The following is an 8,708-nucleotide window of genomic DNA, read 5'->3' on the forward strand; positions in this document are numbered from 1 at the left end:
CCTCTTAGAATTGCAAGCCAGCTTCACGGGCTGCGTCGGCCAGAGCCTGGACGCGACCATGATAACGGTAACCGGAGCGGTCAAAAGCGACCTGCTCTACACCTGCTGCCTTGGCACGCTCAGCAATCAGCTGACCGACCTTTTTGGCAGCGTCCACGTTACCGGTTGCACCCTGGCGCAGGTCCTTATCCAACGTGGAGGCAGCCGCCAGCACCTTGCTGCCGTCTGCAGTCGTAACCTGGGCATACATGTGCCGCGGTGTACGATGTACACACAGGCGGTTGGTACCCAACTTACGGATCTTCATGCGCACTTTGCGTGCGCGACGCAATCTTTCGTTATTCGCGCTCATAGTCCCGCCTTATTTCTTCTTGGCTTCTTTGCGTCTGACCTGCTCATCCGCATAACGCACACCCTTGCCTTTGTAAGGCTCTGGCGGACGGAATGAACGGATCTCAGCAGCGACCTGGCCAACCTGTTGCTTGTCGATTCCGCGAATCACAACTTCCGTATTGGACGGAGTTTCAGCGGTAATCCCCTCGGGCAGCTCGTACTCGACCGGGTGTGAGAACCCCAGTGTCAGATTGAGCTTCTTACCTTGCGCCTGGGCACGGTAGCCTACGCCCGTCAGCGCGAGCTTGCGCTCGAAGCCTGTCGTCACACCGGTCACCATGTTGTTGACCAATGCGCGGGTAGTACCAGCAAGAGCGCGGGACTGTTTGGCTCCATCACGGGCGGCGAAGCGCAGAACATTTTCTTCCTGCGTTACGTCAACCACGTTATGGATGGTGAATTGAAGCGATCCCTTGGACCCCTTCACATTAATTTCCTGTCCGTTCAGCTTAACCTCAACACCGGAAGGCAGCACGACAGGATTATTGGCAACCCTGGACATGTGTATCTCCTAAAATACGGTGCAGATGACTTCGCCACCCACGCCGGCAGCACGTGCAGCGCGGTCTGTCATTACGCCCCTGGACGTAGAGACAATCGCGACTCCCAGACCGCCGGATACCTTCGGCAGTTCCCCAGCGCCCTTGTACTGGCGCAGACTCGGACGGCTGACCCTTTTGATTTCCTCAATAACCGGCTTGCCGCCGAAGTACTTGAGGCTAATGGTCAACTCGGGCTTCGCGTCAGCTGAGACGGAAAAATCGGCTACGTAACCTTCGTCCTTGAGGACCTGGGCTACGGAGATCTTCATCTTTGAAGACGGCATGGCCACATCGGCCTTCTGTGCCATCTGTGCATTACGGATACGGGTAAACATATCCGCAAGCGTATCTTGCATACTCATTGGTATGAGACTCCTGATCTTTTTAGTTGTGCAGCGGCGCGCCGCACCGCTTACCAACGGGCACCTGACCTGCGGTCAGAGTACCTGCCTTACCAGCTTGCTTTGGTCAGACCCGGAACATCTCCGCGCATGCCAGCTTCACGCAACTTGATACGTGACAGCTTGAACTTGCGCAGAACGCCATGGGGACGACCTGTAATCTGGCAACGATTACGAAGACGCGAGGGAGACGCATCGCGAGGAAGCTGTTGCAGCTTCATCTGTGCGTTCCAACGGTCATCGTCGCTGGAATTCGGGTTTTTGATAATTCCCTTGAGTTCAGCGCGCTTGGCCGCGTATTTCGCGACGGTTGCTTCCCGCTTGAACTCACGGTTCTTCATGGAAACCTTAGCCATTACACTCGTTCCTTATTTCTTGAACGGAAAGCCAAAGGCTTTCAGCAGTTCGCGACCTTCATCGTCGGTACCGGCTGTGGTGGTAATGGTGATGTCAAGACCACGGATCTTGTCGACTCTGTCGTACTCGATCTCGGGGAAAATGATCTGCTCACGCACGCCCATGCTGTAGTTACCACGTCCATCAAAGGACTTGGGATTCAGACCGCGGAAGTCACGAATGCGGGGTACCGCAATGTGAACCAGACGATCAAAGAAATCCCACATACGCTCACCGCGCAGGGTAACCTTACAACCGATCGGCCAACCTTCACGGATTTTGAAACCCGCGACGGATTTACGTGCCAAGGTGACAACCGCTTTCTGACCCGCCAGGCGCTCAAGATCCGCCACAGCATTTTCAATCAGCTTCTTGTCACCGACCGCTTCGCCGACACCCATATTCAGGGTGATCTTTTCGATACGCGGCACCTGCATAATGTTCTTGTAGCTGAACTCTTTCTGCAGGGCGGGTACCACTTCCTTACTGTACTGCTCTTTCATGTTAAGCATCGTAACCACCACCGCTTACTGGTTATCGACGACTTCTTTCGTGGACTTGAAAATCCGCACCTTGGCGCCGTCTTCCTTGATCTGGAAGCCTACGCGATCGGCTTTGCCGGTCTGCGGATTAAAAATAGCCACGTTGGAAGCCTGGATAGGTGCTTCTTTTTCGACGATGCCACCTGGGGTGCCCGACATCGGGTTTGGCTTGGTGTGCTTCTTGATCATATTGATCCCTGAAACAACAACCCGGCCATCGTCCTGAACCTTCAGGACTTTACCACGTTTGCCTTGGTCTTTCCCCGTAGTGACGATTACTTCGTCATCTCGTTTGATCTTTTTCATAACCGGCCTCTGGTCCTTAAAGTACTTCGGGTGCCAGTGAAATAATTTTCATGAACTTCTCATTGCGCAGTTCACGGGTAACCGGTCCGAAGATACGGGTACCAATTGGTGCGTCCTGATTGTTCAGAAGTACTGCCGCGTTTCCGTCGAAACGAATAAGCGACCCGTCGGGACGACGCACACCCTTACGGGTACGTACAACGACAGCTTTCAGGACCTGGCCTTTTTTCACTTTACCGCGGGGGATGGCTTCCTTGACGGTTACCTTGATGATATCCCCAACGCTGGCGTAACGCCTATGTGAACCGCCCAGGACCTTGATGCACATAACCTGACGTGCACCGCTGTTGTCCGCGACTTCAAGCATTGTTTGAGTCTGAATCATGGTTGTTCTCCAGCAGAAACCACTTTGCCGTTACGACAAGACTCACCGTCCGGGCGAGTTACACCTTCGATGCGCGTTCGGTGACTTCCACCAGAGCCCAGCTTTTGGTCTTAGAGACCGGGCGGGTTTCCTGGATTGTAACGGTGTCACCGATGTTGCACTGATTGCTCTCGTCGTGAGCGTGAATTTTGGATGAGCGCTTCATGTACTTACCGTACAGAGGATGCTTAACCTGGCGCTCAACCAGAACCACAATGGATTTCTCCATTTTGTTGCTCACGACCTTGCCGCTCAGGGTTCTGGCAGTTTGGGTAGCTTCAGTCATGTTACTGTCCTGCCTTTTCATTCATAACCGTTTTCACGCGAGCAATGTCACGCTTCACCTTCGGAAGAAGATGAGACTGATTCAGCTGACCTGTCGCCTTACGCATGCGCAGGTTGAACTGCTCCTTCAGGAGGTCGATCAGCTCTTTGTTCAGCTCCTCGACTGACTTGTCACGCAGCTCTGTTGCTTTCATCACATCACCGTCCTCGTAACAAAGGTGGTCTGTACGGGCAGCTTGGCAGCAGCAAGAGTGAATGCATCGCGAGCGATTTCCTCGGAGACGCCTTCCATCTCATAAAGCATCCGGCCTGGCTGAATCTCAGCCACCCAATACTCGACAGAACCCTTACCTTTACCCATTCGTACTTCCAGCGGCTTGCTGGAGATCGGCTTGTCCGGGAAAATCCGGATCCAGATCTTACCGCCCCGCTTGATGCGACGAGTCATGGTACGACGCGCTGCCTCGATCTGGCGCGCAGTTATACGCCCACGGGTTGTCGCCTTCAATCCGTATTCACCGAAGCTCACCTTGTTAGCACGGTGAGCAAGACCGGTGTTACGGCCTTTCATTACCTTGCGAAATTTGGTGCGTTTTGGTTGCAGCATTTGAGTGCCCCTTTACTTAGAACCTTTCTTCCCAGAGGCTTTCTTGTCAGCACGGACCTGCTCCATACCACCAAGAATCTCACCTTTGAAGATCCATACCTTGACGCCGATAATGCCGTAAGTGGTCTTCGCTTCGTAGGTCGAGTAATCGATATCTGCACGCAGTGTGTGCAGCGGTACACGACCTTCGCGATACCACTCGGAACGGGCAATTTCAGCACCCCCGAGACGACCGCCAACCTGGATCTTGATGCCTTTCGCACCCTGGCGCATGGCGTTCTGAACCGCACGCTTCATAGCGCGACGGAACATCACACGACGCTCCAGCTGACCGGCAACGTTCTGCGCGACCAGGCGGGCATCCAGGTCCGGCTTGCGGACTTCTTCGATGTTGATGTGCACAGGCACACCCATCATGTCGCTGACTTCGCGACGCAGACGGTCAACATCTTCACCCTTCTTACCGATAACAATACCGGGACGGGCTGTATGGATCGTGATACGGGCGTTCTGAGCAGGGCGCTCGATCACAATCTTGCTGACAGACGCCTTTACCAGACGCTTGTCGAGGAATTCGCGAACCTGAAGATCGTTCAACAGGTTGTTAGCGTATTCCGCTTTTTCGGCGTACCACACTGAGTTGTGCTCTTTGATCACACCCAGGCGCATGCCGGTTGGATTTACTTTATGACCCATCTGAGCATCTCCTACTTGTCGGCGACCTTGACGGTGATATGACAGGTGCGCTTGAAAATCCGGTCAGCGCGCCCCTTGGCTCGAGCTTTGATTCGCTTGAGCGTCGGACCTTCATCCACCATAACGGTGGAAACCCGCAGATCATCTACGTCCAGACCTTCGTTGTGCTCAGCGTTGGCAATGGCAGACTCAAGAGCTTTCTTGAGAATGACCGCTGCCTTCTTAGGGCTGAAAGTCAGAATGTTCAGGGCGTCCTCAACAGCCTTGCCGCGTACTTGGTCAGCGACAAGACGCGCTTTCTGAGCTGAGAGGCGAGCGCCCTTATACTTGGCTGCTACTTCCATTTCTAATACCTCACAATCAGCGTTTAGCTTTCCTGTCGGCCGCATGACCACGATAAGTACGCGTTGCCGCGAACTCACCCAGCTTATGTCCGACCATATCTTCGGTAACATAAACCGGCACGTGTTGCTTGCCGTTGTGAACTGCAATGGTCAGGCCTACCATCTCCGGAAACACTGTTGACCGGCGAGACCAGGTTTTGATCGGTCGCTTGTCATTTGCTTCCAGAGCTGCCTCGACCTTCTTCAACAGATGCAGGTCTATAAAAGGACCTTTCTTTAAAGAACGTGGCACAGCATTTACCTCTATGTAGTCGTTTACTTGGCTGAACGACGACGTACTATCATCTTGTCAGTACGTTTGTTCTTACGAGTCTTATGCCCTTTGGTCGGAACACCCCACGGAGTAACCGGGTGACGCCCGCCAGAGGTACGCCCTTCACCACCACCATGTGGGTGGTCAACTGGGTTCATAGCAACACCACGTACTGTTGGACGTTTACCGCGCCAACGTGATGCACCCGCTTTACCAAGCTGCTTGAGGCTGTGTTCGCTGTTGGACACTTCGCCCAACGTTGCACGACAGTCAACAAGCACCTTACGCATTTCACCTGAACGCAGGCGGATGGTGGCATAAGCCCCTTCCCGAGCAACCAGCTGTACGGATGCGCCCGCGGAGCGAGCCAGCTGGGCACCTTTGCCAGGCTTGATTTCGACGCAGTGAATCACAGAGCCGACCGGAATATTCCGGAGCGGAAGTGTGCTTCCTACTTTAATCGGCGCGTCGATGCCGGAGCGCACAGGATCACCGATCTGCATGCCTTTGGGAGCGATGATGTAACGACGCTCGCCATCGGCGTACTTGACCAGCGCAATGTGCGCAGAGCGGTTAGGATCATATTCCAGGCGTTCAATGACCGCCGGAATACCATCTTTGGTCCGCTTAAAGTCGATGACACGGTAGTGCTTCTTGTGGCCACCACCAATATGACGGGTAGTGATGCGACCAAAATGGTTGCGACCACCCGATTTGCTCAATGTTTCTACCAACGGCTCGTAAGGGCGCCCCTTGTGAAGATCAGGGTTAAAGAGCTTAACAACGTGACGGCGGCCGGCAGATGTTGGCTTGGTTTTGACGATCGGCATTTTACGACCCCTTTACCTTATTCCACATCCAGAAAATCAATGTCCTGACCGTCCGCAAGCTTTACATAAGCCTTACGAATGTCAGTACGCTTGCCGAAGCCGCGAACGGTACGCTTGAGCTTACCCTTACGGTTCAGAACCTGAACACCTTCGACGGTGACGTTGAACAGCTGCTCAACGGCTTTCTTGATCTCGGGCTTGGTTGCGTCAGGGGCGACACGAAATACCACCTGACCGCTTTCCGCTACCAGAGAAGCTTTCTCTGATACGTGGGGCCCAAGAAGAATCTTGTAAATACGTTCCTGATTCATCCCAGCATCTCCTCGATTTTCTTCAGAGCGGGAACAGTCACAACGACCTTCTCGAAGGCAACCAGGCTGACCGGATCCAGACCAGCAATATCACGCACGTCAACGTGCGGAATGTTGCGAGATGCCAGATGCAGATTCTGCTCGACGTTTTCGGAGAGAATCAGTGCATTGGTGACACCCATATCCTTCAGCTTGGCAGTGAATGCCTTGGTCTTGGGGCTGTCGACAGTCATGTCGTCAACAACGACCAGACGCTCCTGGCGAACCAGCTCTGAAAAAATGGAGCGCATCGCTGCGCGGTACATCTTGCGGTTAACTTTCTGCTCAAAACCACGGGGCTTGGCAGCAAAAGTCACACCACCGGAGCGCCAGATCGGGCTACGGATTGTACCGGCACGGGCACGACCAGTGCCCTTCTGGCGCCATGGCTTCTTGCCACCACCAGCGACTTCGGAACGCGTCTTTTGAGCCTTGGTTCCCTGACGGGCGCCTGCCATATAAGCAGTGACCACCTGGTGAACCAGCGACTCGTTAAAATCTTTGGCAAATGCAGCGTCGGAAACAGAAATCCCTTCGCCACTACCTGTAATTGTCAATTCCATCGCACCGCTCCTCAGGCTTTAACTGCAGGCTTGATGACAACATTTCCGCCGGTCGCGCCCGGAACGGCACCACGAATCAGCAGAAGGTTGCGCTCGGCGTCGACACGGACGACTTGCAGGTTCTGCACAGTCACCTGCGCATTGCCCATCTGGCCCGCCATCTTTTTGCCCTTGAATACCTTGCCCGGAGTCTGGTTCTGACCAATAGAACCCGGCGCACGATGAGAAAGGGAGTTACCGTGTGTGGCGTCCTGCATGGCGAAGTTCCAGCGCTTAACACCGCCCTGGAAACCCTTACCCTTGGACTGACCCATAGCATCCACGACCTGGCCATCTTCAAAGATGGAAGCAGTGATTTCACCGCCTGCCGCCAGATCTTCACCTTCGCCATCGGCGAGGCGGAATTCCCACAGACCACGACCAGCCTCTACTCCGGCTTTGGCGTAATGGCCCGCTTCGCTTTTGGTCACACGTGAGGAACGACGCTTACCAACGGTTACCTGAACCGCACGATAGCCATCGCTTTCAAGAGTTTTCAATTGGGTAATGCGGTTGGGTTCAACCTCGATTACCGTTACGGGCAGCGCTTGCCCGTCTTCCGTAAAAATACGGGTCATACCGGCCTTGCGACCGACAATTCCAATTGCCATGTTTCACCTCTTAAGTGTACGGGGCTCTCACCCTCTATGGCCTTATGACAGTTACACAGACTAACCGCTTGGTTAGCCGAGGCTGATCTGAACGTCTACACCTGCTGCCAGATCCAGCTTCATCAAAGCGTCTACTGTCTTCTCCGTCGGCTCGACGATGTCCAGCAAACGCTTGTGTGTACGAATCTCGTACTGATCGCGCGCGTCTTTATTGACGTGCGGGGAAATCAGAACGGTGTACTTTTCCTTCCGCGTCGGCAGAGGGATTGGTCCACGCACTTGAGCGCCGGTCCGCTTTGCGGTATCGACAATCTCCTGCGTTGACTGGTCGATCAGGCGGTAATCAAACGCCTTCAACCGGATTCGAATTTTTTGGCTTTGCATGATGCACCCAAACTCCACTCGTAGCAGCTACTAGTTAGCCGACCTTCAAAAAAAGGAGCCGCATTGTATGCATAATACCCAGCAGTGTCAACTGCGTTCAGCAGTGACTCCGCCAGGTCAGGTTGTGCGGCTGAAACAGAAAAAGGGGCTGAGTTTCAGCCCCTTTTTCCTCAGACCGTTCGAATCAATTATTCGAGGATCTTGGAGACCACACCGGCACCAACGGTACGGCCGCCTTCGCGAATCGCGAAGCGCAGGCCATCTTCCATGGCGATCGGGTTGATCAGGGTAACACTCATCTTGACGTTGTCACCCGGCATTACCATCTCCACACCTTCCGGCAGTTCACAGGAACCTGTGACGTCGGTGGTACGGAAGTAGAACTGCGGACGATAGCCCTTGAAGAACGGCGTATGACGACCACCTTCTTCTTTGCTCAGTACGTACACTTCGCACTCGAACTTGGTGTGCGGCTTGATAGAGCCCGGTACACACAGAACCTGACCACGCTCAACGTCGTCACGCTTGGTACCACGCAGCAGAACACCGACGTTCTCACCCGCACGGCCTTCGTCCAGCAGCTTGCGGAACATCTCAACACCGGTACAAACGGTCTTCACGGTATCTTTGATACCGACGATTTCCACTTCGTCACCAACCTTGATGATGCCACGCTCAACAC

General features: G+C 54.1%; 19 protein-coding genes. All 19 read right to left on the minus strand.

Annotated features, from left to right (window positions below; genetic code table 11):
• Nucleotides 1–4: 4 nt before the first annotated feature.
• The gene (gene rplR, locus QPL94_RS21085; RefSeq protein ID WP_007153999.1) at nucleotides 5–352 is read right to left on the minus strand and encodes a 50S ribosomal protein L18; all 348 of its coding nucleotides are present in this window, start codon (nucleotides 350–352) and stop codon (nucleotides 5–7) included.
• Between the two features lie 9 nt (nucleotides 353–361).
• On the minus strand, nucleotides 362–895 hold the full coding sequence (rplF, locus tag QPL94_RS21090; protein WP_137438064.1) for a 50S ribosomal protein L6: 534 nt from the start codon (nucleotides 893–895) through the stop codon (nucleotides 362–364).
• A 9-nt stretch (nucleotides 896–904) separates the two neighbouring features.
• Nucleotides 905–1,297 (minus strand): 30S ribosomal protein S8, encoded by a 393-nt coding sequence (gene rpsH / locus QPL94_RS21095; protein WP_285359851.1) that lies wholly within the window; start codon nucleotides 1,295–1,297, stop codon nucleotides 905–907.
• An 89-nt stretch (nucleotides 1,298–1,386) separates the two neighbouring features.
• Nucleotides 1,387–1,692 carry a 30S ribosomal protein S14 gene (gene rpsN, locus QPL94_RS21100; protein ID WP_137438066.1) on the minus strand — a complete coding sequence of 102 codons (306 nt, stop codon included), beginning with the start codon at nucleotides 1,690–1,692 and terminating at the stop codon, nucleotides 1,387–1,389.
• Nucleotides 1,693–1,704: 12 nt separating this feature from the next.
• Nucleotides 1,705–2,244: a 50S ribosomal protein L5 gene (rplE, locus tag QPL94_RS21105; protein WP_036203346.1), complete on the minus strand. Its 540-nt coding sequence runs from the start codon at nucleotides 2,242–2,244 to the stop codon at nucleotides 1,705–1,707.
• Nucleotides 2,245–2,259: 15 nt separating this feature from the next.
• A complete protein-coding gene (gene rplX, locus QPL94_RS21110; RefSeq protein ID WP_135956417.1) occupies nucleotides 2,260–2,580 on the minus strand; it encodes a 50S ribosomal protein L24 in 321 nt (106 codons plus the stop codon).
• A gap of 16 nt (nucleotides 2,581–2,596) precedes the next feature.
• Nucleotides 2,597–2,965, minus strand: a complete 369-nt coding sequence (gene rplN / locus QPL94_RS21115; protein ID WP_007154005.1) for a 50S ribosomal protein L14 — start codon at nucleotides 2,963–2,965, stop codon at nucleotides 2,597–2,599.
• A 58-nt stretch (nucleotides 2,966–3,023) separates the two neighbouring features.
• Nucleotides 3,024–3,290 carry a 30S ribosomal protein S17 gene (gene rpsQ, locus QPL94_RS21120; protein ID WP_007154006.1) on the minus strand — a complete coding sequence of 89 codons (267 nt, stop codon included), beginning with the start codon at nucleotides 3,288–3,290 and terminating at the stop codon, nucleotides 3,024–3,026.
• Between the two features lies 1 nt (nucleotide 3,291).
• Nucleotides 3,292–3,483 (minus strand): 50S ribosomal protein L29, encoded by a 192-nt coding sequence (rpmC, locus tag QPL94_RS21125; RefSeq protein ID WP_007154007.1) that lies wholly within the window; start codon nucleotides 3,481–3,483, stop codon nucleotides 3,292–3,294.
• Nucleotides 3,483–3,896, minus strand: coding sequence for a 50S ribosomal protein L16 (rplP, locus tag QPL94_RS21130; RefSeq protein WP_027830882.1), 414 nt, complete (start codon nucleotides 3,894–3,896; stop codon nucleotides 3,483–3,485). The genes rpmC and rplP overlap by 1 nt, the downstream gene beginning before the upstream one ends.
• A gap of 12 nt (nucleotides 3,897–3,908) precedes the next feature.
• Nucleotides 3,909–4,592: a 30S ribosomal protein S3 gene (gene rpsC, locus QPL94_RS21135; protein WP_137438067.1), complete on the minus strand. Its 684-nt coding sequence runs from the start codon at nucleotides 4,590–4,592 to the stop codon at nucleotides 3,909–3,911.
• An 11-nt stretch (nucleotides 4,593–4,603) separates the two neighbouring features.
• Nucleotides 4,604–4,936, minus strand: coding sequence for a 50S ribosomal protein L22 (gene rplV, locus QPL94_RS21140; protein ID WP_007154010.1), 333 nt, complete (start codon nucleotides 4,934–4,936; stop codon nucleotides 4,604–4,606).
• Between the two features lie 16 nt (nucleotides 4,937–4,952).
• Nucleotides 4,953–5,228 carry a 30S ribosomal protein S19 gene (gene rpsS, locus QPL94_RS21145; RefSeq protein WP_114614099.1) on the minus strand — a complete coding sequence of 92 codons (276 nt, stop codon included), beginning with the start codon at nucleotides 5,226–5,228 and terminating at the stop codon, nucleotides 4,953–4,955.
• Between the two features lie 23 nt (nucleotides 5,229–5,251).
• Complete coding sequence (rplB, locus tag QPL94_RS21150) at nucleotides 5,252–6,079, minus strand: 50S ribosomal protein L2 (protein ID WP_027830881.1); 828 nt, start codon at nucleotides 6,077–6,079, stop codon at nucleotides 5,252–5,254.
• A 17-nt stretch (nucleotides 6,080–6,096) separates the two neighbouring features.
• Nucleotides 6,097–6,390, minus strand: coding sequence for a 50S ribosomal protein L23 (gene rplW / locus QPL94_RS21155; RefSeq protein WP_137438068.1), 294 nt, complete (start codon nucleotides 6,388–6,390; stop codon nucleotides 6,097–6,099).
• Nucleotides 6,387–6,992, minus strand: coding sequence for a 50S ribosomal protein L4 (gene rplD, locus QPL94_RS21160; protein WP_285359854.1), 606 nt, complete (start codon nucleotides 6,990–6,992; stop codon nucleotides 6,387–6,389). The genes rplW and rplD overlap by 4 nt, the downstream gene beginning before the upstream one ends.
• 11 nt (nucleotides 6,993–7,003) lie before the next feature.
• Complete coding sequence (rplC, locus tag QPL94_RS21165; RefSeq protein ID WP_137438070.1) at nucleotides 7,004–7,642, minus strand: 50S ribosomal protein L3; 639 nt, start codon at nucleotides 7,640–7,642, stop codon at nucleotides 7,004–7,006.
• A 72-nt stretch (nucleotides 7,643–7,714) separates the two neighbouring features.
• Complete coding sequence (gene rpsJ / locus QPL94_RS21170; RefSeq protein ID WP_004580743.1) at nucleotides 7,715–8,026, minus strand: 30S ribosomal protein S10; 312 nt, start codon at nucleotides 8,024–8,026, stop codon at nucleotides 7,715–7,717.
• A gap of 188 nt (nucleotides 8,027–8,214) precedes the next feature.
• The coding region (locus tag QPL94_RS21175) for an EF-Tu C-terminal domain-related protein (RefSeq protein WP_285359855.1) at nucleotides 8,215–8,708 on the minus strand (494 nt) is incomplete at its 5' end.

The organism is Marinobacter sp. SS13-12 (genome assembly GCF_030227115.1).
Taxonomy (GTDB): Bacteria; Pseudomonadota; Gammaproteobacteria; order Pseudomonadales; family Oleiphilaceae; genus Marinobacter.

What these genes read in the sequence shown, in the direction of transcription:
- rplR (WP_007153999.1), bottom strand. Translation starts at nt 352, where the DNA reads ATGAGCGCGAATAACGAAAGATTGCGTCGCGCACGCAAAGTGCGCATG.
- rplF (WP_137438064.1), bottom strand. Translation starts at nt 895, where the DNA reads ATGTCCAGGGTTGCCAATAATCCTGTCGTGCTGCCTTCCGGTGTTGAG.
- rpsH (WP_285359851.1), bottom strand. Translation starts at nt 1,297, where the DNA reads ATGAGTATGCAAGATACGCTTGCGGATATGTTTACCCGTATCCGTAAT.
- rpsN (WP_137438066.1), bottom strand. Translation starts at nt 1,692, where the DNA reads ATGGCTAAGGTTTCCATGAAGAACCGTGAGTTCAAGCGGGAAGCAACC.
- rplE (WP_036203346.1), bottom strand. Translation starts at nt 2,244, where the DNA reads ATGCTTAACATGAAAGAGCAGTACAGTAAGGAAGTGGTACCCGCCCTG.
- rplX (WP_135956417.1), bottom strand. Translation starts at nt 2,580, where the DNA reads ATGAAAAAGATCAAACGAGATGACGAAGTAATCGTCACTACGGGGAAA.
- rplN (WP_007154005.1), bottom strand. Translation starts at nt 2,965, where the DNA reads ATGATTCAGACTCAAACAATGCTTGAAGTCGCGGACAACAGCGGTGCA.
- rpsQ (WP_007154006.1), bottom strand. Translation starts at nt 3,290, where the DNA reads ATGACTGAAGCTACCCAAACTGCCAGAACCCTGAGCGGCAAGGTCGTG.
- rpmC (WP_007154007.1), bottom strand. Translation starts at nt 3,483, where the DNA reads ATGAAAGCAACAGAGCTGCGTGACAAGTCAGTCGAGGAGCTGAACAAA.
- rplP (WP_027830882.1), bottom strand. Translation starts at nt 3,896, where the DNA reads ATGCTGCAACCAAAACGCACCAAATTTCGCAAGGTAATGAAAGGCCGT.
- rpsC (WP_137438067.1), bottom strand. Translation starts at nt 4,592, where the DNA reads ATGGGTCATAAAGTAAATCCAACCGGCATGCGCCTGGGTGTGATCAAA.
- rplV (WP_007154010.1), bottom strand. Translation starts at nt 4,936, where the DNA reads ATGGAAGTAGCAGCCAAGTATAAGGGCGCTCGCCTCTCAGCTCAGAAA.
- rplB (WP_027830881.1), bottom strand. Translation starts at nt 6,079, where the DNA reads ATGCCGATCGTCAAAACCAAGCCAACATCTGCCGGCCGCCGTCACGTT.
- rplW (WP_137438068.1), bottom strand. Translation starts at nt 6,390, where the DNA reads ATGAATCAGGAACGTATTTACAAGATTCTTCTTGGGCCCCACGTATCA.
- rplD (WP_285359854.1), bottom strand. Translation starts at nt 6,992, where the DNA reads ATGGAATTGACAATTACAGGTAGTGGCGAAGGGATTTCTGTTTCCGAC.
- rplC (WP_137438070.1), bottom strand. Translation starts at nt 7,642, where the DNA reads ATGGCAATTGGAATTGTCGGTCGCAAGGCCGGTATGACCCGTATTTTT.
- rpsJ (WP_004580743.1), bottom strand. Translation starts at nt 8,026, where the DNA reads ATGCAAAGCCAAAAAATTCGAATCCGGTTGAAGGCGTTTGATTACCGC.